This window comes from Rickettsia africae ESF-5, from assembly GCF_000023005.1.
GTDB lineage: Bacteria > Pseudomonadota > Alphaproteobacteria > Rickettsiales > Rickettsiaceae > Rickettsia > Rickettsia rickettsii.
The window spans coordinates 1,246,669-1,267,644 of sequence record NC_012633.1 but is presented as its reverse complement, the minus strand read 5'-3'; the positions used below and the strand labels follow the sequence as shown (position 1 = coordinate 1,267,644).

Genomic DNA, 20,976 nt, shown 5'->3' with positions numbered 1-20,976 from the left:
TTGAAAAATTGGCGTCATTGCGAACGACTGCAAGGAGTGCGGCAATCTCGGGAAATTAAAACTAGATTGCCACGCTCCTTATTAGTCGCTCGCAATGACTTATCTCTCTTTATTTTGCAATGCCTAGTTTTTACTTGACTATTTTTCAATTTCGTTTTATTCTACTTTTCTTAGAATAATAAAATAATATCTTGATTTAAGGTGTCAGCTAATGGCAAAGAAAAATAAAAATGTTTTGGTAAGGCTAGTAAGTACTGCCGGCACAGGTGTTTTTTGGGTAAAGAAACGTAATCCGAAGACCCAAACCGAGAAGCTTTCTTTTCGTAAGTATGATAAAGTAGTTAGAAAACATGTTCTTTTTAAAGAAGAAAAAATAAAATAATTGTAAGTAATATAATATGGCAGTAAAAATTCGTTTAGCTAGAGGCGGTGCTAAAAAGCGTCCTTTTTACCGTGTAGTAGTAGCTAACGCAACAGCACCTCGTGACGGTGACTTTTTAGAAAAAGTCGGAACTTATGATCCAATGCTTGCTTCAGATAATAGTGAGCGTGTTGTTTTAAAAAAAGATCGTATAGAATATTGGCTTGGCACCGGTGCTAAACCAACTGAGCGAGTCGCAAAATTTATTGAGCAAGCGGGTGTTACTCTTCCTGAGAAAGTTAAAAAGGAAATGGAAGTGAAAGCAAAAAACCGCAAAGCTAGACTAAGTAAAAAGGAAGCTAAAGAAGCTTAGTTTATAGTGTATTTTCGTCATTGCGAGCAGGCATTGACTGTGTGGACCAATTCAGCCCCTGTCATCTCCCGCTATTTGATTGCAGGATTTAGTAAATTTGACTATTACAAGTTATTTTTCTAGATATTGTGGTCGAGCCACGGGTATGACAGCACATATCTCTTCTCTATAATCATATTAATATGCCGGATTAGCTCAGTGGTAGAGCAACCGCCTTGTAAGCGGTAGGTCATCAGTTCAAATCCGATATCCGGCACCATCAAAATTTTTCTTGTCATACTGGGACTATCTTTATATAGATACCAAATCGTCATTGCGAGCAGCCGTAGGCTGCGTGGCAATCTCATGAAATAATAACACACTTCCTGAGATTGCTTCGTCGAATTACTGTGTAATTCTTCTCGCAATGACGATTTACCGATCCATGCAAGCAAGCTTTTACAAGAATTATATAGAAAAAAACATATAATAGTGACATCCTTTGAAGTTTTTATATATGATAGTAATCGATAAAACATCTTATAGAGCTGTGGGATTTGATAAACGTATTAAATTCCTAGTGCTACATTATACACAGTGTGATTTTAAGCAGTCTTTAGATTTTCTAACTGGTGAAAAGTTAAGTAGCCATTATTTAATAAACAATGAAAACCCTGAACATATATTTCAATTAGTAGAAGAGCGTGATAGAGCATGGCATGCTGGAGTAAGTTACTGGCAAGGTCATGAGCGTATTAATGATACATCAATCGGTATTGAAATCGTAAATCCTGCTTTTGAAGTAAATGCAGAAAACAATGATATAGTTTGGCTACCCTATTCAGAAAGGCAAATTAATAGTGTTATAAGTTTGTGTAAACAGATTATTGCTAGATATGATATTAAACCTACTAGAGTAGTTGGGCATTCTGATATTGCTCCAGGTAGAAAACAGGACCCTGGCCCGCTATTTCCTTGGAAACTATTATATGATAACGATATTGGAGCTTGGTATGATGAACAGGTGTTTAACGATCTATTGCCGCAAGTTGACATAACCGATATTGCAGCAATTCAGCAAAAATTTATTACATACGGTTATAAACTTGAAGTTACCGAAATTTTAGATTCTAAAATGAAAGATATTATAATTTCGTTTCAAATGCATTTTCGTCCTAGTAATTTTTCTGGCGATTTGGATGCTGAAACCATAGCAATTTTAGATGCATTAATATTGAAATATAAATCTGAATTAATATGATAAGATTTATAACTATACCGGATTTTGCGGATTATCAAGTTACTTTGAAATTAATGGAAGATTACGTTAACAAAGTAATTAGTGATCATGAGCCGGAAATTATTTATTTAGTTGAACATTTGGAAGTATATACAGCCGGTACTAATTATAAACAAGAAGAATTATTAAATTACGGTGATATTCCGGTAATTTACACAGGGCGTGGCGGTAAATTTACTTTTCATGGACCGGGTCAGCGTGTTATTTATCCAATTCTTAATTTAGCTTCACCAAATCGACACAAAGATTTAAAGCTATATATAAAAATGCTTGAAGAATGGATTATAAATAGCTTAAATTATTTTGGAATTAAAGCATATATTATTAAAGATAAAGTAGGAATTTGGGTAAAAGTAAGGAAAGATGAATTTGCTAAAATTGCTGCAATAGGTGTTAGAGTAAGAAAATGGGTTACATATCACGGTGTAGCTATAAATATTTCAACAGATTTAAGTAAGTTTAGTGGGATTATTCCTTGTGGACTTGAAAATTCTTTAGTAACATCTTTAAATCAGTTAGGGATTCATGTTGAAATGTCTGAATTTGATAAAATTATTCAAACTGAATTTAATAAAATATTTAAATGATCAGAAAATTTTTACTCACAATTTTTGCTCTTTGGGTCGGTGGTTTTGGTTATTATTTATATTTAATAAATTCTTATAAGCTTAATAGTAATACCACTAATGCAATAATAGTATTTGCAGGAGGAGGACATAAAATTGAAACCGGTATTGCTTGGCTTAAGGCAGGTTATGCACCTATATTATTTATTACTGGTATAGAATCTACAGAGCAATTAAAAATTTTGTTAAAGGAACGTAATGTTATAGAACAGCAGGTAATATTTGCTCCGAATAAAATAATGTCTGAAGAAGATAATATTAAGAAAGTGGTTGACTTTATTGTAACTTACAATCTTACTTCAATAATTTTAGTAGAGCATAATTATAATATGCCTTTTATGCTAAATAAGCTTGAAAAAGCGATTCCTTCTTCTAATAATATCTATATAGTACCATATCCTGTTTTTTCCAAACAAAAATATGATGTGTTATTAAAATCCTATCATCGTTATTTAATGAGTATACTCGTTTAATTTCTTCTTTACTCTTTTCCAGTACAATATTTCAGAACGGCTACGCCAAATAATGCAGAAATTAAAGAGTCTATTATTACTGCAGCTCTCATAGAGTTTGAAGGGCAGCTGCTCTCAAACGTAAAATACTACCTATAAATAAACTTAGGGTAAATCCAATCCCTCCAAGTATAGCTATAGAATAAAATTTTAACCATGAAGTATCACTTGGTAAGTTACAGAGTTTAAATTTTACAAATGGATATGAAAATAGCATAATACCTAATTGCTTACCTACAAATAAACCAAATATTATCCCATAAATTAAAGCAAGTATTGAGTTGGAACAAATGCCTTTAAATGCAAAATATTCTAAAAAGATACCGGAATTCATAAATACAAAAAGCGGTAAAATAAAGTAATTTACAAAAGGACGAGTTAAGTTTTCAAGTTTTTTAAAAGAAGTGTTAAATTCTCCTTTTATATTAACAGGTATAAAAAGTGCTATAATGGCTCTGCATAAGGTATCGTGAATACCTGACTCCACCATACTAATCCATAATAATAAACCTACAATTATATAATAAAATAATTGTTTAACTTGTCGATAATTCAATATAAACAAGATGAATATAATTATAGAGGAAATTAATAATGCCGGAGTATTGATTGTTTTAGTATAAACTAGCATAATTAACGCAAAAGCATCGTCAATTAATGAAAAACCTATAATAAAAGCTCGTAATTCTAAAGATATATGTCGGCTGAAAAAAGATAAAATACCAAGGACAAAAGCAGTATAAGTTGCGATAGGAATAGCCCATCCTTTTATTAATCCCGGTTTATCGTAATTAAAAAACATGTATATTAGAATTACCACACCTCCAAGGGCTGCCGCTGCAGGTAATATTAGTTTTTTTATTTTTATGTTCACCTTCTACTAGGTGAAATTTCATCTCTAAACCTATTAATAAAAAGAAGAAAGTCATGAGACCGTCATTAACTAACTCTATAAAAGTTGTTTTTTGTACTTTTATAAGCTTGTATAATAAGTGTAAGAAGATATAATTATTAATTACAAAAAAATATCTAAGCAATTCTTATGTTAGCAGAACAGCAAACCGAATGGATTGAATGGATTATCAGCAATAACCTTGTAAATAAGGGATGGCATATAGATAATGATACTAAAAAGAATGTTTATTTCCAAAAACCAAAATCAAAAACAGAACAGACAAGATTAAACGGAGAAAGATCTGATCATATCTTATATGAAAGTAATAATGATAAACCTATTGCAATAATAGAAGCAAAAAAGCAGGAGTGGATTTAAGGCAAGCTTTAGATCAAGCAACGGAATATGCAAAATTGCTTGATGTACCTATAGTGTTCGTAATGAATGGAGCTTACTGCGAAGCTCGTTTTGTTGCTAATAATAAAGAGCTTATATTAAATCGGTGATGAAGTAAGGGAATTACTACATGCAAAAGAATTATTATCTGCTTTTTTAGAAGCAAGCAGTAATGAAGTTTGGACTATACCGAAAGAAATTAAAATATCACGTGAAGAATTAATATCAATATTTAAAAACTTGAATAATCTTTTAAGAAATGAAGGGCTCCGAGCAGAAATAAAAAGATTTAGCGAATTTGCAAATATATTATTCTTAAAATTATTAAGTGAAAACAACGAAAAATCCTGGTGGAATAATATCAAAGCACAATCAAACGATGATATTATCGGTTACATTAATAGCTATGTTATAGAACAAATTAAGAATAAATACGGTGGTGATGTTTTTACGCCTATTTCTCTAGGCAATTACATTACTCTCCGCCACATTATCGATGCAATTGATCCTCTTATTTTATCTACGATAGATACAGATATAAAAGGCGACGTATTCGAGTATTTCTTAGAAAAAACTACATCAACGGAAAAATGATTTAGGCGAATATTTTACACCGAGAAATATCGTTAAAACCATTATTAATTTGGTTGATCCTAAATTTAAAGAAACAATTTATGATCCTTTTTCGGTACCGGTGGGTTCTTAACTGAAGCTTTTAATTATATCAAAGAAAATAATATAATTAGTACCGATGAAGATTTAGAAAAATTAAGATTTAATACATTATATGGGTGAGAGTTAACCAAAACCGCTAGAATCGCTAAGATGAATATGATTTTGCATGGTGACGGACATAGCGGAATTCAGCAAATAAATAGTCTTGAGAACCCTAATGATGTTAAACCCTTAACTGATCAGCAGTTAAAGTTTGATGTAATTGTTACTAATTGCCATTTTCTCAAACTATCACTAAAAAAACTAGCAAAAACGGCAAAACTATAACAGAAAATCATATAACTTCTCTTTTTAATAACGGCATTGCAAAAAATAACGGTGATGCTGCTTGTGTTTTGCATTGCCTGCAAAATTTAAAAGAGGGTGGTAGAATGGCATTGGTAGTACCTGAAGGGTTCTTATTCAGAAAAGACACCGCTGCTGTTCGTCAATTTTTACTATCAAAAGCAAAGCTGCAACTCGTTATCTCTCTACCGCAGCAAGGTACTTTTTTACCTTATACAGGAGTAAAAACGTCAATACTTTATTTTATCGATGTACATAAACCGAATAATCAAAAAGAATATTGGTTTTATGAGGTTAAGAATATCGGCGTTACGTCTAGACAATAAAAAAAGAAAAATTGTCGGTATAAATGATTTAAACAGGCGAGGATGAAAAATTAAATTTATCTAAAATTCCTTTTATAGATCTCGATTTTTATCAAATAGCTAAAAAGGGTTGGTGAAAAACAATGATATTTTAATGTGTAAAGACGGAGCATTAACTGGTAAAGTGTGTTTTGTAGATGATAAAATTTTACCGCAAATAGAAGTAATGGTTAATGAACATGTTTATATTTTTAGAGGGAAACCGAATATTATACATCAATCTTATTTATTTTATTGTTTAAATAGCGATATAATTCAAAATCAAATTTAATAAGAACTTAGCTTATAATAAAGGTGCTCAGCCTGGTTTAAATAGAGAACATATAAACTCAATTTATATTCCTCTTCTGTCTCTAGAAAAACAACAGAAAATTATTGAAGAATTGAATAGCTATCAAAAGATAATAGAGGGGGCAAAACAGATAATAGATAATTGGCATCCTTATTTTGAAATAAATAAACAATGGGAAATTGTTAAATTTGGCGATATCGTTATCAATAAATTAAAAAGTAATATTTTATCTCTTGAGCATAAGGAGTATACAACATTAATAGTAGGTAAAAAAGGTAAAATGATTAACATTAATACTGCAATTAAGGGGGATATTCCAGTAATAGCATCTGGTCGGGTTAGTCCTTATTCACATAATCAATATAATTTTAACGGTAACATAATCACTATTTCTTCATCGGGAGCATATGCTGGATATATTTGGTATCATAATTCACCAATGTGGACTTCAGATTGTAACGTAATCTATTCAATTAATGAAAAACTATTGTTAACTAAATATCTATATTATATTTTAAAATCTCAGCAAAATATAATATACCAAAAGCAAGCTGGATCAGGTCAACCTCACGTTTATTTGAAAGATTTAGAGGATTTACAAATTCCTATCCCGCCTCTTGAAGAACAGCAAAAAATGGTAACAGAGCTTGATAATAATCAAAGTAAGATTGACAACCCCTTAAAAACTATATAAAACAATTTGAAAACAAACTAAAAACCACATTAAATTCTCTTTGGCAATAATTGATGTACATTAACTACTTAAAAGATTTGATTGGTTTTAAGTCTGTAACTCCTAAGAGCGATGGGGCTATTGAGTATATTAATGATTTGCTTAAACAGCACGGCTTTAAGACCGAAATAAAAATATTCGGTGATTCTAAAAGTGAGCAAGTCACTAATCTTTATGCTGTTTTCGGTAGCAATGAGCCTAATATTTGCTTTGTTGGTCATGTAGATGTAGTGTTGGCAGGCAATCATGAGCTTTGGCATAATGCGAGTCCATTTAAAGTTAGCCAGCAAGATGGTAAGATATATGGCAGAGGTGCGGTGGATATGAAAGGGGCTATAGCGTGCTTTCTAGCTGCCAGTTTAGATTTTATAAAAAATAATACCGATTTTAAAGGTTCCATTAGTTTCTTACTTACTAGTGATGAAGAGGGAAAAGCAAAGCATGGTACTAAAGAAATGCTGCAATATATTTATGATCAAGGATATAAGATAAATTTTGCTATTGTCGGTGAACCTACTTGTGAAAAAGAAATAGGCGATGCAATTAAGATTGGCAGAAGAGGAAGTGTTAACTTTAAATTAAATATAGAAGGCTTAAGCGGGCATGTAGCTTATCCTCATAAAGCAAATAACCCATTGCCTTGCTTAATAATAATATTGAATGAGTTAACAAATATAAAACTTGATGAAGGTACTGAATTTTTTCAACGTTCAAATCTTGAAGTAACGAATATCGAGGTCAGTAATAATACTTCAAACGTAATTCCGGCAAGTACGGAAGCATCTTTCAATATACGTTTTAATAATTTACATAGTGCAGAAACTTTAGCAAAACAGGTAGAAGAAATTATTAAACAGCATTGTAAAGAATATAAAGTAGATTATAAGTTAGAATATAGTAGTTCTGCTGAAAGTTTTATTCAGAACCCTAGCGATAAAATAAAAGAATTTGCTAAAGTAGTAGAGCATACGCTTAAAATAAAGCCTGAATTCTCTACAAGCGGCGGTACGTCGGATGCAAGATTCGTCAAAAATTATTGTCCGTTAGTAGAGTTTGGTTTATTATCCGAAACGGCACATAAAATAAACGAATACACAAAAATTAGCGATTTACAAAAATTATATGATGTGTATTATAACTTTTTGATGGAAATACTTTGATGTCATTCCCGCAGAGGCAGGAATGACATAGAATCCATGCAACAAGGCCACCCTTTTATAGGAATGGCATTACCATACGCGGATGTGATGGAACTGGTAGACATGCAAGATTTAGGTTCTTGTGCCGTGAGGCGTGGGGGTTCAAGTCCCTTCATCCGTACCACTTAAATTTTCTCATAAAAAATAACATAAAATTTTTATGCAGCAATTTAGTATTTATCAAACAAGCGATGAATTGCTTCTAAAATCGATATTGCTTCTGATAGAAAAATGCTATCACTCTGATCTTAAAAGCGTGATATTAACTGCAGATGCAGATCAACAAGAAATGCTCAATAAAAATCTTTGGACTTATTCACGTAAGCAATTTATACCTCACGGTAGTAAACTTGACCCGCAGCCTGAAAAACAGCCGATTTATATTACTGATGAGTTACAAAATCCTAATAATGCTAGTGTGCTTGTTATTATTTCGCCTACAGATATAGGAAAAATTTTACAAGCAAAAGAGTATATAAGAGTTTTCAAAAGGATAATTATAATAACTGATTTACCGGAAGATTTAAAAGAATTAACAGTTAAAATAAATAAATTTACCGGACAGGAAAACAAAATAGATTGTTTTACTCAAAATCCTCGTGGAGCTTGGAATAAAGTAGTCTAATAAATTTATATTCTTTTACGTACAAATAAATATAATCCGATCGTTAAAGCAATAACCAAATTGAAATAACAAGCAAAAATAAAATCTAGATTTTTTGAAGCAAAATTTTGTAATATAAAATGAATTGAAGTAACTAGCAATACTGTTAAGGCAGAAAATAATACCGGCATAAAAGTTGTTTTTTTGCTATAAGGATATCTCAAAAAAACTGCAAGTGCTACAAAAGGTAATACAAAATTGTATAAAGGCCAAATTATTCTTTGATGTGCTTCAGCAATTAATTTAATTTTTTTAGTAATAGCTAAATCATGAGGAGGGGCAAGTAATTCGCTTATATAATATTCGTTTGCTTCTTTATTATGTTTAGTTCTTTGCGATACTAAAGGATTATCATTTTGCAGTTTTATTATTAAAGAATCGAAAGTTAACTGAGTTAAATTACCGTTTACGTCATATTCTTGTCTTATGCCTTTATTAAGTTCAAAAATCGGGCTATTATCATATATATTAAGAGTACCTGAACCCGCAAATACTACTGATGGGTTATCAGCGTTGCGATTATCAAATATTATTACGCCGTTCATAATATTTCCTGCTGATTTTTTATCTATAAAAACAGTGATATCTTTCGTTACTTTATTAAAAGTTTTCTCTTCAATCATACTTGAGATATAATTATTCTTTATAAAGTTTAAACGTGATTTTAAGTTTATATGAGATAACGGCAGGATGTTAGAAGATATATAATAAGCAAGTAGCATAACTATTAATGCGACATATAAAGCAGGCAGTGCTAGCTGTACATTATTAACTCCTGAAGTTTGTAATATAATTAATTGTCGCTCGACTTTTAAATTATTATAGATATAGATCACGGTAATAACCATTATTACCGGTAACAGAATAAATAATAAAGTAGGAAGTACTAAAACTATTAAACTGAAGAAGTCCATAACTTTTATACCTTTATCAAATAAATATAAAAGTTTTAATATTTGCGTTATCCATACTATACTAGTCACTGAAAAAGTAACGACTATAAGCAGCGGTAAGATATTTTTTATAAAGTATTTTCGGTATAGTAGCATAATGTTTGTTTGGTTTTTTGATGTCATTCTCGTTTTTAGCTAGGAGCGACATCAAACGCTTTTTAAAAACTGTCCAGTACTATGGATGGTTAGGTGGTTTTTGGGGGAACTCGTTCCCGGTTCATTTCAAAATAATTAAAAACCAAGTGTACTGTGTGAACCTAATTTTATTAACTCCAATGTGTCAGCATCGGGTTTTCTATAAATTAATACTAAATCCGGTTTAATATGACAATCTCTACAATCTTTCCAATTACCTATAAGGGCATGATCTCTCATATGTATAGGTCATGTTATATCAGCAACTAAGTATCTAACTGCTTTCAGTAAAATATCATCCAAATTTATTCCACGTTTAAACTGTGCAGTACGTTTAATCGTTCTCATTTAAATCAGATAACAAATTATTGATATTACCAACATGAACTAATTTGCCGCTTCTTGCAGCTTTCATAGCTTTAATTGTTTCATCATTTGGGATAAGTGGCTCAAACGGCAATGCTTTTTCACGAGCAACACGAAATAACAGCATACGAACAGCATCAGATAAAGTAAGTCCCATAGCAGCAAGCACTAAAGCTGCTTCTTCTTTTACGTCTTCATTAATACGGGCTCGCACAATAGAATCAGCAGACATAAAAATCTTCTTTCAATAATGTAGCTACATTGTAGCGTGCATATTAAAAACTTTCAAGATTAAAAAACAAGTTTTTTATATGTTTTTTCTTAATTACTGCCTCATTAATAGAAAATCCCCGATCTTTCTTATTATATGATTTGCAAAGATGCGATAAATTAACTTACCTATCAGTATTGTTATAAATGTAATAATAATGCCGTAGATTATATCACTTGGGTAATGCATAGCAAGGCTTATGCGAGATAAAGACACGAGCATAATAACACAAATCATTAAGATTTTTAATGGTAATTTTATATAATTCCAAGCAAAATACGTTACTAACACGCTAAGAGCTGCGTGGCTGCTTGGAAAGCTTGAAAAGCATCTTTCGTTTGCAGTATTTATTATGGTCATGAAACTATCTACAGGAAGACTGCAATAAGGGCGAGGGAAATTAACTGAAAATTTAAGAGCGGTAAAAATTAAACCGAATACCCCGTATATTATACCGATTTCAACTAACTTATTATAATTGTGCCAGAATTTATTTTGCCGCTTCTTATCATTTTTGGTTTTCTTTAATTGAATATAAAAATATATACAGTATAAAATATATATTAAAGCGAAATTAGCGATATTAAAACAAAACGAAATTATTTTAAAAAAATAAGGTATAAAGCCGATATTAGTAATTTTATTCAAAAATAAGAATATTTCTTGATTTAAGCCGCAAAAATTATAAAAAACTTCAAACATTATTTTAAATATTTATGTTACAAGTAACAATACTTGGGTGTGGAGCATCTATAGGCGTACCGGTGATCGGGTGCGATTGTAGTACTTGCACATCTCCTTCAAAGTACAATAAAAGGACTAGATCAGCAATATATATTAACGATGAAAATAGTCAAATATTAGTTGATTTCGGTTTTGATATTAGAAATCAACTATTACGAGAAAAGATAAATAAGCTCGATTGTGCTATATTAACACATTATCATTCCGATCACGTTAACGGCATCGATGATTTACGAGTATTTACTTTTATGCAAGGCAAGCCATTTGAAATCTATACAAATCACGATAGTACGGCAAAGCTCCATACAAAATTTGATTATCTATTTAACAATAAGTTATTTAAGCTTGGGCGACTGTTCACAACTCAATCTGTTAGTTTTTTTGATAAAATTAAGATTAATACTATTGAAATACAATTTTTTAGACAGCATCACGGTCCTATAGATAGCTTGGGCTTACGTATAGGTGATTTCGTTTATTCGCCCGATTTAATCGATTTTCCTCCTGAATCAGATAAATTTTTAAAAGATATAAAAATATGGATATTAGATTGTATGGATTATAAATCAAATCCGAATCATGCAGGACTTGATAAAGTTCTAGAATGGCGTGAAAAATATAAACCTGAGCAGATATTATTAACCAATATGAGACACACGATAGATTATCATGAGATTACGAAAATGCTTCCAAATAACGTTAAGCCGCTTTATGACGGTTATAAATTTACGGTTTAGTTTATGATTATTTTAGAAAAAGTTTGTAAGCGTTATGGCAAGAATTACGCAATTAAGAATATTGATTTAAGTTTTACTACTAAGGAAACTACTGTAATAATCGGTCCTTCGGGAAGCGGTAAAACTACTCTGCTTAGAATTTTAAATAATTTAGAAGAACCAAGTAGCGGTACTTTTTTGGTAGACGGGAAGAAGCTACTGCTTAAAAATAGAAGAAAGCTTCTTTTAAAAGTTGGTATGGTTTTTCAAAATTTTAATCTATTCCCGCATTTAACGGTAGGAGAAAACCTAATCTATACGCCGGTAAATGTTTTAAATTTGCCAAAAGAACAGGCAATTTCTATGGCAAAGGAATTGCTTGCAAAATTTAAGCTAACGCAAAAATTTGACTCATATCCGGCAAGCCTATCAGGAGGGCAAAAGCAACGCACCGCAATAGCAAGGGCTTTAATGATGAAGCCGAAAATTTTGTTATTTGATGAACCGACTTCGGCACTCGATCCTGAAAATATTAAAGATGTTATAGAGAATATAAATTTATTAAAAGATCAAATGAGCATGGTAGTGGTTACGCACCATTTGAAGTTTGCAAAATTAATAGCGGATCGTGTTATTTTTATGGATCAAGGACAGATTTTAGCAAATCAGCCTGCTGAGGATTTTTTTAATAAACCGGCATCGCATCGAGCTAGGTTGTTTTTAGAGAATATCGGCGATTTAAGGTAATTTTCTTGATAAAGATAAAATGATAGCCTATAATTAGTATTAATTATAGGTATCCTCAATGAACTTAAAAAAACTGGCTACGTCGTCTAAATAAGTTCGCAGGTAGCCACGTATTAAGGATACGCTTTGCTCCTAGTCTTGTAGACTCCTTGCTCTTTTCCAAGTTGATCTTCGTATAACTTTCTTCGTTTACTTGGAGTCAATAATGGAACATATTTATGCAAATCTAGCAGTTAGTATATCAGAATTTAAAAAAAGCCCTACTGTATTATTGGATAAGGCAAGTGGTGAGCCTGTTGCCTTATTAAATCATAATAAACCGACTGCTTATCTAATTCCAGCTGAATTATATGAGCAAATTATTGAAGCTTTAGATAACAAATATTTATTAGAGTTTGCTACTATTAGATTAAAAGATAAAGAAAAGGCAATAGCGGTTAATTAGTATATAATTTGCTTAGAAAGCTGGATTCCTGCTTTCGCAGGAATGACATAGAATCAATAAATAATATCGCCATATGAATAAAAAGCTTATCCTATTTTTTAGTATAATGTTACTATTATCACATCGTACAGTTTTGGCATAGATATGAGTATAATGACCGCAAAAACTAAAAAGCTTGAATTACAAGGAGGAGCAATTGCAATTTTATACAAAGGTGAAGTTATTTATAAAACAACGTTTGGAAATCAGAAAGGTAATAGTGGAGTTATTTATAGATAAAACTTTATTTCTTTTAGCATCGGTTTCAAAAGCTGTTTCAGCAACGGCAATTGCATTAATGGTAGATCAAGAAAGTTGAGATTTTGATGAAAAATTCAAATTACCATACCTAAAAATGCTATTAGTCTTAATAATATTTTAAGCCATACAACAGGTTATCAATTCTCAGGAAATATTGAAATTGAGCAACGTTGCTAAAAAAACAACAAGCTAGTTGTAAACCCGGGCAATGCTATAAGTATAGTAACATATTTTAGTTTACTTGAAGAAGCTTTAAATTGTAAAAAATCAAGTTTAAATGCTGCAATAGATAATTTGCGTACAACGCTTAAAACGCAAGATATATAAATATTACCGTTAGGGCCGAATGTACAACTTGCTTATCCGCATTCTAAAGCAATAATAGACGGACAGGAGGTAATAACATTGCTGTCGTTTCCGCCTTATTACCCAAAGACGGTACCTGCATCTGTCGGTATTTTTGCATCGATAGATGGAATGATTGAAATATTCACACTTAGTTTTGGTTATAAACCGAATCTTATTGCTAAAAGTACTTTAGATCGTATGTGTAAAATAGTAAAATCAAACAAAGATGTTTTTGGATTTAAATGGTAACCGATTTGGCCTATTGATCAAAAAATGATTGAGTCATATTACGTATTCTTAAAGTAAAAGGATGCTCAAATAAGGATTTAATTTTTCACTCAGGCTATATAATTAACGGTATTAATTCTTTTATTGGCTTTATACCGTCAGAAGAACTTGGAATTATTATTCTAGTGAACCAAGAAGGTAGTTTTCCACTTAAAAATGGGCTGGGACTTTGGTTTGATTATATAGATTAAAATTTATATACTCAGATAGAACTTCGTATACCTATTCTTTATTTACTTGTAGTATATTATATGAATAAAAAACTCATAAAACTTATTTTTATCATTTGTAGCACCGTAATTGTAACCGGTTTATTATACAAATATATCAATCAACATTATCCAAAATTTTTTAAAGCACCACAAAATATAGGGAGTTTTTGTGCGTCATTATTAATATTATTTAGTATAATTTACAGTACTATTAGCCAAAATGAAATACGCAGATTTTGTTTGCAATTAGCAATGTGGGCAGTAATTTTCTTAGTTATAATAACCGGTTATGCTTTTAGGTTTGAGCTGAACTACGCTTATCGTAGAGTAATGTCTGCTTTAATTCCATCATATAAATGGTCTACTGAAGTCGGAGAAATTATTATAGCCCGTAACAGAGACGGGCATTTTTATATCAATGCTTTTGTAAATAATGTTAAAATAAAATTTATGGTAGATACAGGGGCAAGTGATATAGCTTTAACTAAAGAAGATGCTCAAAAATTAGGCTTTGACTTAACTAAATTAAAATATACTAGAACTTATCTAACAGCTAACGGCGAAAATAAAGCCGCCCCTATAACCTTAAATAGTGTAGTAATCGGTAAGGAATTTAAGAACATCAAAGGACATGTAGGTCTTGGTAACCTTGATATTTCGCTTCTTGGTATGTCGCTACTTGAGCGTTTCAAAGGTTTCAGGATTGATAAGGATTTATTGATCTTGAATTATTAAACTTCTTGCATAACTTGCTTCTAAAGGCAATTTGTACGTCGATCCTAATCCCTAATCTTCACGTATGTCTATATATGCTGCAGCGGTAAGTGCTTCCGTGTATCCTTTAAATTCCTCTCTATAAACTGCTTTGGAAAGATGTCTATTTTTTACAAATTTCCTTTTTTATTAAGAAATAGTTAAATTATTAATTATTTCTTGGCCTTTATATCAAAAAGTGCTAACATGCCTTTTTTAAATAAAAGGGGTTTTGTGTATAAATCTAAATATGACGAAATCAATTTGTTTAATGCTATTTACAATGAAGACATTAAGAATATCAAAGAACTTGTCAATAATAAGATTATAATATTGATGTTGTTAAACTTTATCTACAAGATGCTTGTAATTTGAAAAATTTTTTAGAAATCGGTAAAAAAGAGCTAACAGAAGAGCAAAAAGAAAAATTAGATAAACTAAACGATATGATTACCCCTTCTCTTAAGGATAAAATAGGGATAAAACGCTATTGAAATATAAATAAATATATAATGATGACAACAATGAAGAATATCAAATATTAAAAGAGAAACTTAAAGTTTTGCCTGAGATAGTGCAAACAGAGCTTAACGAGATGTTGGGGATAATACATCTTATTGTGATGATATTTTGTGAATAAATATGGATACCAAATTGTCATGAGCTAAGCGACTAAAGACGTTGTTGAGTGGAGCAGTTTTTCCGTCATTGAGAGGAAATTTACAATAGTAAATTGACGAAGCAATGGGAAGAATTCCTGAGATTGCCACGCTCACTAACGTTCGCGTGCAATGACGACTTGTATCCACTCAACACGATTTTTGCAAGAATGACATAAGAGTCGTGTTAAAACGGCATTTTAAAGCCTGGTGGTAATCTCATACCGTTTAAAGCTCCTGATAAAGAATTTTGAGAATCTTCATCACATTTTTGTTGAGCATCATTAAAGGCAACTTTAATTAAATCCTCAAGCATTTCTTTTTCTTCTGCTTTTAATAAAGATTCATCAATTGAAATCTTTTCAACTTCGCCTTTACCGGTTGCAATAACCTCAACAAGTCCGCCGCCGGCTTTACCGGTATATCTTGCATTTGCCATTTGCTCTTGAGCTTCTTGCATTTTCTTTTGCATTGATTGGGCTTGCTTTAAAAACTGATTAAAATTTACCATAATTCTATCCTATATATTTTTAGCTTTTAAGTAAAATATCCGAAATTGTTATATTTGGGAAATGTTTTTTAATTAAACCAAAATCGTTACTTGCTTCAATCTTACCAATTAACTGATTCTTTAAGGTTTGCTTGTTCTGCTCTTTTATTATTACTATCTCAAACTTTTCATTAGTAAAAGCAGCTAACAAATCGTCTATTTGTCTTTTTATTTTGCTTGTAACTTCAAGACTTACGAACTCTAATCTATTATTACTGAGATTTTTAAGTTCCGTATGATTGAGCAGGAAATAATATATATCTATCTCATTATTTTTATATAAATATTCAAGAAAATCTACAATTTCAAATTTTTTTTTTATTTCCGGATTAATTGATTGATTTAAATTTTGATTATTACCGTCAAAATCTGTAAGCAAGGGTAGCGACGTCGAATATATAGATTTTATAACTAACATTTCCGTTTCTGTTAGTTGGTTATAGGAAATTTTTATTTCCCCTACTCCCTTATTATATATTTGCCATAAGATTGATAAGTGCGGCAAGCTGGTTTTATCTAATATGTTTTTAGTTCTATCATTAAATGATTCATATATAGGCAAACTATAATTAGGTAACATTTTTACTTTATTAAGATAAGCAATAAAATCTGCTGCCGATTCTATAAAAATCTCAAGATTAACCGAAGAACCGTAAAGTTTATTTATTAAATTTATAGCTTTTTCCGTCTCTCTGTAGATAATACATTCGACAAATTCTATTATAACCGAACTATCGACAAGCCCAAGCATTTGATTAATTACTTGAGGACTAATTATATTGTCAGATTTCACCGACATACTAGCTGCTTGATCTAAAATAGAGACTGCATCACGTGCCGACCCTTCCGATTTGTAAGCTATAATTCTTAGTGCTTCTATATCGGTTTTTAAATTTTCTTGCTTAGTTATATATTCAAGTAGCTTAAAAATCTCTTCAAAACTCAACCGCCTTAAATCATAACGTTGACATCTTGAGATAATAGTTGCAGGTATCTTTTGTACTTCCGTCGTTGCAAAGATAAATATTACATGAGGTGGTGGTTCTTCCAGTGTCTTAAGAAGTGCATTAAATGCCCCTTTAGAGAGCATATGCACCTCATCAATAATGAAGATTTTATGCTTACCTTGTAGGGGCTTATACTCGGCGGATTCTATAATTCTACGTATGTCATCTACGCTAGTTTTACTTGCCGCATCAATTTCGATTATATCAGGGTGATTATGATTATTAAAGCTGATGCAATTCGTACATTGCTCGCATGTTTTAATAGTCGTATTTTCGGTAATTAAAGCAGAACAGTTGACGGCTTTAGCAATAATTCGGGCGGAAGTAGTTTTACCGACTCCTCTAATACCTGTTAAAAGATAGCCTCCGGCGAGCCTATCGTTTAAAATAGTATAGCTTAAAACTTTGACTAATACCTCTTGCCCCTGAAGCTCGGCAAAGTTACTAGGACGATATTTCCTTGCAAAAGGAATATATTGATTTGATGAATTTATATCTAGCACGATAGTTATAAGACTAAAAAATTTATTTTGTATATGTTTTACTGAGAATTCCTGCTTTCGCGGGAATGACATAAAACGAGCCGCCTTGCTGTAGAAATGACATCAAAATTAGAATAATGCTAGTAATGACCCATCGAATCCCACTCTGGCTGCTTCCTTTCAGACCTGACCGACTAAACAGGTACAATGCCCACTACTAGCATAATTAACATAACCTGTTTATTTTCAAGAAACAATATATTTTTTTTCTATTTCCGATTTTGTTAATCTTTTAGGAGGACCGAATATTTCAGGGTTTTTTATTTTAAACAAATCATCGGAAAATTTTTGTACTTTAGCTATTTTATCAAAAGTAATAGTGACTATATTATTATCTTCAAATATTTTTAATGCTTCAATTTGTTGAGTAGCTTTATTAAAAGTAATTTCGCTACGTTTTTCCGTTAGAGTATGATAGATAGTAATTTTAGAAATATTTCTTGCGTTAATTACCGCTTCAAAAACAAAATCCTTGTCAAAATGCTCATTATCTTCTAATAAAAAATTAAATGTATTTTCGCTTCTATTAATACGGCTTACTTGCTCCATATCATAATCATACATCGATACGAAATTTTTAGTACCTATTATAACTAAAGGGAAAGGAGGATAATAATTACATCTAAAATTATAAGGTTTATGGATCAGTAATTTTCCTTTAACTATTTTACCGTACGAATCTTCTTGAGTAAAATCTATCGCAACCGATTTTATCTTACGTAGATAAGTTTTTAGTTCCGAAATAGCTGTTTTATCATCTGCCCCAAATGTTAAGCTTGAATTCACAAAAAGATAAATAATGATTAGAAAAAATATTTTTTTCATTTTCGTTGTTTTATATTTTAAATTATGTTTAAAATACCTTATGTATTCAGTTAATGCAAAATATAATTAGTATTTATGAAAATCGTTGCTTTAAAAGAAAAAGCCAAGCATGAAACACGAGCCGTAATAACTCCTGAAGTAGCAGGATTGTTAGTCAAAAAAGGCTATACGGTTATGGTAGAAAAAGATATAGGGCTTCATGCCGGTTTTCTTGATGAAGAATATGTTGCTCTAGGTGCTAAAATATCTTCGGTACCACTCGAAATTATTTCTGATGCTGATATTATATTAAAGGTGCAACCTTCATCCGTTACGGATAAATATAGTGAGCTTGAATTTGCAAAAAAAGGAGCAATTATTGTAGGATTATTATCGCCTTATTTAAATCATGAATATATAAAAGCGGCAGCTAAAAAAAACCTTACGACTTTTGCTATGGAGTTTGTGCCGAGAATTACTAAAGCTCAAAATATGGACGCTTTATCTTCTCAAAGTAACTTAGTAGGCTATAGAGCGGTAATTGAAGCAAGCTATCATTATACAAGGGCTTTTCCTATGATGATGACGGCAGCAGGGACAATTTCACCGTGTAAAACTTTAGTGCTTGGTATCGGTGTTGCCGGTCTTCAAGCTATTGCAACGGCAAAAAGGCTTGGTAGTATTGTTGCAGGATATGATGTAAGAGCTGCTACCAAAGAGCAGGTAGAAAGCTTAGGAGCTAAGTTTGTTTCACCGGAATTACAGGAGGATTTACAAGATAAATCAGGCTATGCTCACGAGAGTTCGGAAGATTATAAAGCTAAACAAGAAGAGTTTTTAGCAAAAATTATTAAAGGATATGATATAGTGATTACTACTGCACAAATTCCGGGAAAAAAAGCACCTCTGCTTGTTACGAAAAAAATGCTAGAATCTATGAAGCGCGGCTCAGTGATTGTTGATATAGCGACTAGTACAGGCGGGAACGTGGAAGATTCAGAACCGGATAAGATCGTTACTAAGCACGGAGTTACCATAATAGGTTTATCAAACCTTGCTACTAAAATTGCTACCGACAGCTCAAAATTATATGCTAAGAATTTGTATAATTTTCTAACCTATGCATTGCAAGACGGTAAGTTTAATATGGATGATGCGTTAGTACGTGAGATGTTGATTACTAAAGACGGAAAAATTGTGAGTGAGAAATTAAATATATGAATCAATTACCGACGATGGCTAAACAGGCTGCTGAAATTGCCCATAATACCCAAGAATTATCAGATAAATTAAAAGATTTGGTAATAGATACTAGTTGGCAAACAAACACAAGTACTATAGATCCGCTAGTATTTGCTATAACTATTTTTGTATTAGCTTCTTTTGTGGGCTATTATGTTGTGTGGAAAGTAACGCCTGCACTTCATACTCCGCTTATGTCTATTACTAACGCTATTTCAGGTATTATAGTTTTTAGTTCTATGATTGCTGCAAGTAGCTCTGCTTTTGGGTTTCCCGGTCTACTAGGGTATTTTGCAACGCTGCTTGCTTCTATAAATATCTTCGGCGGATTTATAGTAACAAAAAGAATGCTCGAAATGTTTAAGAAGAAGTAATTAATAATGTCATACCTGCGTTGTTGATACCCAAATTGTCATTGCAAGGAGCAGGGGGTGTTGCATGGATCGAAAAACCTACTCGATGTCGTTCCTGCGTAGGCGGGAATGACATAACAAGCCATACGGTTAACGTTTATAGTGACAAAAAAATCAAATTAAAGTTCTAGTTCTTTATATTCAATGGTAACTACTTCGTATGATTTAGATCCTTTCGGTGTTGTAACTTCTACAAAATCACCTACCGATTTTCCAATCAAAGCTTTTGCTATAGGAGAAGCGATTGAAACTCTTTTTCTAGTTATATCAGCTTCATATTCTCCTACAATAATATATGTTACTTCTTCTTCAGTATCGTCGTCGATCAAAGTAACCGTAGCCCCGAATTTTATGTTATCTCCCGATAATTTACCAATATCAATAATTTCCGCTCTTGCCGTCATATCTTCAAGCTCTTTAATACGCCCTTCTATAAATGCTTGTTTCTCACGTGCCGCTTCATATTCCGCATTCTCGGATAAATCGCCGTGTTCTCGTGCTTCGGCTATATCTGCACTAATTTTTTTACGTTCTACATGTTTTAAATGTTTAAGCTCGTGTTCTAATTTTTCAAAACCTTTAGCGGTGATAGGAAATTTTGTATTCATAATTATATTGTATAGATTTAGTAATTTTAGTATACTATTTTCAATAATATAGAATATAGATTTCAGCAAGTATATTTGTAATAGTGAAATTTGTCAAATAAGCCTTTTTAATTATTTGGCATTGCCTAAATATCGTCATTGCAAGTGGTCCTTGTCTA

The 20,976-nt window shown here is 31.6% G+C and carries 30 protein-coding genes, 2 tRNA genes, 1 other RNA gene and 3 pseudogenes; 26 read left to right on the top strand and 10 right to left on the bottom strand.

The genetic code is table 11. The annotated features are described in order from the left end of the window. Positions 1-211: 211 nt before the first annotated feature. From rpmG to RAF_RS06910, 6 genes are all read left to right on the top strand, one after another. Positions 212-382 carry a 50S ribosomal protein L33 gene (gene rpmG / locus RAF_RS06935; protein ID WP_004997072.1) on the top strand — a complete coding sequence of 57 codons (171 nt, stop codon included), beginning with the start codon at positions 212-214 and terminating at the stop codon, positions 380-382. Positions 383-398: 16 nt separating this feature from the next. Then, the gene (gene rpsP / locus RAF_RS06930; RefSeq protein WP_004997078.1) at positions 399-734 is read left to right on the top strand and encodes a 30S ribosomal protein S16; all 336 of its coding nucleotides are present in this window, start codon (positions 399-401) and stop codon (positions 732-734) included. 184 nt (positions 735-918) lie between these two features. Then, a tRNA-Thr gene (locus RAF_RS06925) sits at positions 919-993 on the top strand. A 237-nt stretch (positions 994-1,230) separates the two neighbouring features. Further along, positions 1,231-1,974, top strand: a complete 744-nt coding sequence (locus RAF_RS06920) for an N-acetylmuramoyl-L-alanine amidase (protein ID WP_004997081.1) — start codon at positions 1,231-1,233, stop codon at positions 1,972-1,974. Beyond that, a complete protein-coding gene (lipB, locus tag RAF_RS06915; RefSeq protein WP_012720118.1) occupies positions 1,971-2,600 on the top strand; it encodes a lipoyl(octanoyl) transferase LipB in 630 nt (209 codons plus the stop codon). The genes RAF_RS06920 and lipB overlap by 4 nt, the downstream gene beginning before the upstream one ends. Beyond that, positions 2,597-3,112, top strand: coding sequence for a YdcF family protein (locus tag RAF_RS06910; protein ID WP_010977909.1), 516 nt, complete (start codon positions 2,597-2,599; stop codon positions 3,110-3,112). Before lipB ends, RAF_RS06910 begins: the two co-directional genes overlap by 4 nt. A gap of 88 nt (positions 3,113-3,200) precedes the next feature. Here RAF_RS06910 and RAF_RS08435 read toward each other — a convergent pair. Beyond that, positions 3,201-4,080, bottom strand: a pseudogene (locus RAF_RS08435) (Na+/H+ antiporter NhaA). Positions 4,081-4,193: 113 nt separating this feature from the next. Between RAF_RS08435 and RAF_RS09565 the strand changes: the two are divergent. From RAF_RS09565 to RAF_RS06855, 10 genes and pseudogenes are all read left to right on the top strand, one after another. Beyond that, positions 4,194-4,424, top strand: coding sequence for a hypothetical protein (locus tag RAF_RS09565; protein ID WP_012720116.1), 231 nt, complete (start codon positions 4,194-4,196; stop codon positions 4,422-4,424). After that, complete coding sequence (locus RAF_RS09560) at positions 4,415-4,552, top strand: hypothetical protein (RefSeq protein WP_041471984.1); 138 nt, start codon at positions 4,415-4,417, stop codon at positions 4,550-4,552. Before RAF_RS09565 ends, RAF_RS09560 begins: the two co-directional genes overlap by 10 nt. A gap of 130 nt (positions 4,553-4,682) precedes the next feature. Then, positions 4,683-5,036, top strand: a complete 354-nt coding sequence (locus RAF_RS09555; protein WP_041471983.1) for an SAM-dependent DNA methyltransferase — start codon at positions 4,683-4,685, stop codon at positions 5,034-5,036. A gap of 28 nt (positions 5,037-5,064) precedes the next feature. After that, a complete protein-coding gene (locus RAF_RS10805) occupies positions 5,065-5,148 on the top strand; it encodes a hypothetical protein (RefSeq protein ID WP_080582477.1) in 84 nt (27 codons plus the stop codon). 119 nt (positions 5,149-5,267) lie between these two features. Next, a pseudogene (locus RAF_RS09540) lies at positions 5,268-5,788 on the top strand (class I SAM-dependent DNA methyltransferase). Between the two features lie 112 nt (positions 5,789-5,900). Continuing rightward, positions 5,901-6,098, top strand: coding sequence for a hypothetical protein (locus tag RAF_RS06875; protein WP_012720115.1), 198 nt, complete (start codon positions 5,901-5,903; stop codon positions 6,096-6,098). Positions 6,099-6,210: 112 nt separating this feature from the next. Next, positions 6,211-6,813: a restriction endonuclease subunit S gene (locus RAF_RS08425; RefSeq protein ID WP_012720114.1), complete on the top strand. Its 603-nt coding sequence runs from the start codon at positions 6,211-6,213 to the stop codon at positions 6,811-6,813. Between the two features lie 53 nt (positions 6,814-6,866). Beyond that, positions 6,867-8,012, top strand: coding sequence for a succinyl-diaminopimelate desuccinylase (dapE, locus tag RAF_RS06865; protein WP_012720113.1), 1,146 nt, complete (start codon positions 6,867-6,869; stop codon positions 8,010-8,012). 78 nt (positions 8,013-8,090) lie between these two features. Further along, a tRNA-Leu gene (locus tag RAF_RS06860) sits at positions 8,091-8,175 on the top strand. Between the two features lie 36 nt (positions 8,176-8,211). Next, positions 8,212-8,676 (top strand): DNA polymerase III subunit chi, encoded by a 465-nt coding sequence (locus RAF_RS06855; RefSeq protein WP_004997101.1) that lies wholly within the window; start codon positions 8,212-8,214, stop codon positions 8,674-8,676. 5 nt (positions 8,677-8,681) lie between these two features. On the opposite strand, the gene RAF_RS06850 is transcribed toward RAF_RS06855, so the two are convergent. From RAF_RS06850 to RAF_RS06840, 4 genes and pseudogenes are all read right to left on the bottom strand, one after another. Beyond that, on the bottom strand, positions 8,682-9,764 hold the full coding sequence (locus RAF_RS06850; protein WP_041472058.1) for an LptF/LptG family permease: 1,083 nt from the start codon (positions 9,762-9,764) through the stop codon (positions 8,682-8,684). 135 nt (positions 9,765-9,899) lie between these two features. Beyond that, positions 9,900-10,151: pseudogene (locus RAF_RS10675) on the bottom strand (type II toxin-antitoxin system YafQ family toxin). Further along, positions 10,138-10,401, bottom strand: coding sequence for a type II toxin-antitoxin system RelB/DinJ family antitoxin (locus RAF_RS06845; RefSeq protein ID WP_012151450.1), 264 nt, complete (start codon positions 10,399-10,401; stop codon positions 10,138-10,140). Before RAF_RS06845 ends, RAF_RS10675 begins: the two are co-directional and overlap by 14 nt. 93 nt (positions 10,402-10,494) lie before the next feature. After that, on the bottom strand, positions 10,495-11,142 hold the full coding sequence (locus RAF_RS06840; protein WP_012720110.1) for a phosphatase PAP2 family protein: 648 nt from the start codon (positions 11,140-11,142) through the stop codon (positions 10,495-10,497). A gap of 14 nt (positions 11,143-11,156) precedes the next feature. Between RAF_RS06840 and RAF_RS06835 the strand changes: the two genes are divergently transcribed. From RAF_RS06835 to RAF_RS10460, 8 genes are all read left to right on the top strand, one after another. After that, on the top strand, positions 11,157-11,921 hold the full coding sequence (locus tag RAF_RS06835; RefSeq protein ID WP_012720109.1) for an MBL fold metallo-hydrolase: 765 nt from the start codon (positions 11,157-11,159) through the stop codon (positions 11,919-11,921). A gap of 3 nt (positions 11,922-11,924) precedes the next feature. Continuing rightward, entirely contained in the window at positions 11,925-12,647 is a 723-nt protein-coding gene (locus RAF_RS06830; RefSeq protein WP_010977895.1) for an amino acid ABC transporter ATP-binding protein, read from the top strand. 205 nt (positions 12,648-12,852) lie between these two features. Next, positions 12,853-13,092: a type II toxin-antitoxin system Phd/YefM family antitoxin gene (locus RAF_RS06825; RefSeq protein ID WP_012720108.1), complete on the top strand. Its 240-nt coding sequence runs from the start codon at positions 12,853-12,855 to the stop codon at positions 13,090-13,092. A gap of 196 nt (positions 13,093-13,288) precedes the next feature. Beyond that, the gene (locus RAF_RS09135) at positions 13,289-13,450 is read left to right on the top strand and encodes a hypothetical protein (RefSeq protein ID WP_162465577.1); all 162 of its coding nucleotides are present in this window, start codon (positions 13,289-13,291) and stop codon (positions 13,448-13,450) included. Positions 13,451-13,797: 347 nt separating this feature from the next. Continuing rightward, positions 13,798-13,989, top strand: coding sequence for a hypothetical protein (locus RAF_RS06815; RefSeq protein ID WP_041471981.1), 192 nt, complete (start codon positions 13,798-13,800; stop codon positions 13,987-13,989). A 35-nt stretch (positions 13,990-14,024) separates the two neighbouring features. After that, the gene (locus tag RAF_RS10800) at positions 14,025-14,219 is read left to right on the top strand and encodes a serine hydrolase (protein ID WP_410524345.1); all 195 of its coding nucleotides are present in this window, start codon (positions 14,025-14,027) and stop codon (positions 14,217-14,219) included. 60 nt (positions 14,220-14,279) lie between these two features. Next, complete coding sequence (locus tag RAF_RS06810; protein WP_012720107.1) at positions 14,280-14,975, top strand: TIGR02281 family clan AA aspartic protease; 696 nt, start codon at positions 14,280-14,282, stop codon at positions 14,973-14,975. Between the two features lie 389 nt (positions 14,976-15,364). After that, a complete protein-coding gene (locus RAF_RS10460; protein ID WP_014411152.1) occupies positions 15,365-15,487 on the top strand; it encodes a hypothetical protein in 123 nt (40 codons plus the stop codon). A gap of 352 nt (positions 15,488-15,839) precedes the next feature. Here the strand turns inward: RAF_RS10460 and RAF_RS06805 are convergent, their stop codons facing one another. From RAF_RS06805 to RAF_RS06795, 4 genes are all read right to left on the bottom strand, one after another. Beyond that, positions 15,840-16,163: a YbaB/EbfC family nucleoid-associated protein gene (locus RAF_RS06805; RefSeq protein ID WP_010977891.1), complete on the bottom strand. Its 324-nt coding sequence runs from the start codon at positions 16,161-16,163 to the stop codon at positions 15,840-15,842. 19 nt (positions 16,164-16,182) lie between these two features. Then, on the bottom strand, positions 16,183-17,712 hold the full coding sequence (gene dnaX / locus RAF_RS06800; protein ID WP_041472057.1) for a DNA polymerase III subunit gamma/tau: 1,530 nt from the start codon (positions 17,710-17,712) through the stop codon (positions 16,183-16,185). A gap of 111 nt (positions 17,713-17,823) precedes the next feature. Next, positions 17,824-17,917, bottom strand: an RNA gene (gene ffs / locus RAF_RS07115) — signal recognition particle sRNA small type. A gap of 20 nt (positions 17,918-17,937) precedes the next feature. Further along, positions 17,938-18,576 carry an outer-membrane lipoprotein carrier protein LolA gene (locus tag RAF_RS06795; protein WP_012720105.1) on the bottom strand — a complete coding sequence of 213 codons (639 nt, stop codon included), beginning with the start codon at positions 18,574-18,576 and terminating at the stop codon, positions 17,938-17,940. 75 nt (positions 18,577-18,651) lie between these two features. Between RAF_RS06795 and RAF_RS06790 the strand changes: the two genes are divergently transcribed. Beyond that, the gene (locus RAF_RS06790) at positions 18,652-19,776 is read left to right on the top strand and encodes an NAD(P) transhydrogenase subunit alpha (protein WP_012720104.1); all 1,125 of its coding nucleotides are present in this window, start codon (positions 18,652-18,654) and stop codon (positions 19,774-19,776) included. Further along, on the top strand, positions 19,773-20,171 hold the full coding sequence (locus RAF_RS06785) for an NAD(P) transhydrogenase subunit alpha (protein WP_012720103.1): 399 nt from the start codon (positions 19,773-19,775) through the stop codon (positions 20,169-20,171). Before RAF_RS06790 ends, RAF_RS06785 begins: the two co-directional genes overlap by 4 nt. Positions 20,172-20,329: 158 nt before the next feature. On the opposite strand, the gene greA is transcribed toward RAF_RS06785, so the two are convergent. After that, entirely contained in the window at positions 20,330-20,818 is a 489-nt protein-coding gene (gene greA, locus RAF_RS06780; protein WP_041471980.1) for a transcription elongation factor GreA, read from the bottom strand. Between the last annotated feature and the right edge of the window lie 158 nt (positions 20,819-20,976).

Excerpts from the sequence above, each read along its gene's own strand:
- RAF_RS06835 (WP_012720109.1), top strand. The coding sequence starts at position 11,157 with ATGTTACAAGTAACAATACTTGGGTGTGGAGCATCTATAGGCGTACCG.
- RAF_RS06850 (WP_041472058.1), bottom strand. The coding sequence starts at position 9,764 with ATGCTACTATACCGAAAATACTTTATAAAAAATATCTTACCGCTGCTT.
- dapE (WP_012720113.1), top strand. The coding sequence starts at position 6,867 with ATGTACATTAACTACTTAAAAGATTTGATTGGTTTTAAGTCTGTAACT.
- RAF_RS06785 (WP_012720103.1), top strand. The coding sequence starts at position 19,773 with ATGAATCAATTACCGACGATGGCTAAACAGGCTGCTGAAATTGCCCAT.
- RAF_RS06840 (WP_012720110.1), bottom strand. The coding sequence starts at position 11,142 with ATGTTTGAAGTTTTTTATAATTTTTGCGGCTTAAATCAAGAAATATTC.
- RAF_RS06855 (WP_004997101.1), top strand. The coding sequence starts at position 8,212 with ATGCAGCAATTTAGTATTTATCAAACAAGCGATGAATTGCTTCTAAAA.
- rpsP (WP_004997078.1), top strand. The coding sequence starts at position 399 with ATGGCAGTAAAAATTCGTTTAGCTAGAGGCGGTGCTAAAAAGCGTCCT.
- RAF_RS06845 (WP_012151450.1), bottom strand. The coding sequence starts at position 10,401 with ATGTCTGCTGATTCTATTGTGCGAGCCCGTATTAATGAAGACGTAAAA.
- RAF_RS09565 (WP_012720116.1), top strand. The coding sequence starts at position 4,194 with ATGTTAGCAGAACAGCAAACCGAATGGATTGAATGGATTATCAGCAAT.
- lipB (WP_012720118.1), top strand. The coding sequence starts at position 1,971 with ATGATAAGATTTATAACTATACCGGATTTTGCGGATTATCAAGTTACT.
- RAF_RS06790 (WP_012720104.1), top strand. The coding sequence starts at position 18,652 with ATGAAAATCGTTGCTTTAAAAGAAAAAGCCAAGCATGAAACACGAGCC.
- RAF_RS06830 (WP_010977895.1), top strand. The coding sequence starts at position 11,925 with ATGATTATTTTAGAAAAAGTTTGTAAGCGTTATGGCAAGAATTACGCA.
- RAF_RS06910 (WP_010977909.1), top strand. The coding sequence starts at position 2,597 with ATGATCAGAAAATTTTTACTCACAATTTTTGCTCTTTGGGTCGGTGGT.
- greA (WP_041471980.1), bottom strand. The coding sequence starts at position 20,818 with ATGAATACAAAATTTCCTATCACCGCTAAAGGTTTTGAAAAATTAGAA.
- RAF_RS06810 (WP_012720107.1), top strand. The coding sequence starts at position 14,280 with ATGAATAAAAAACTCATAAAACTTATTTTTATCATTTGTAGCACCGTA.
- RAF_RS06795 (WP_012720105.1), bottom strand. The coding sequence starts at position 18,576 with ATGAAAAAAATATTTTTTCTAATCATTATTTATCTTTTTGTGAATTCA.
- RAF_RS06805 (WP_010977891.1), bottom strand. The coding sequence starts at position 16,163 with ATGGTAAATTTTAATCAGTTTTTAAAGCAAGCCCAATCAATGCAAAAG.
- RAF_RS06920 (WP_004997081.1), top strand. The coding sequence starts at position 1,231 with ATGATAGTAATCGATAAAACATCTTATAGAGCTGTGGGATTTGATAAA.
- rpmG (WP_004997072.1), top strand. The coding sequence starts at position 212 with ATGGCAAAGAAAAATAAAAATGTTTTGGTAAGGCTAGTAAGTACTGCC.
- RAF_RS06825 (WP_012720108.1), top strand. The coding sequence starts at position 12,853 with ATGGAACATATTTATGCAAATCTAGCAGTTAGTATATCAGAATTTAAA.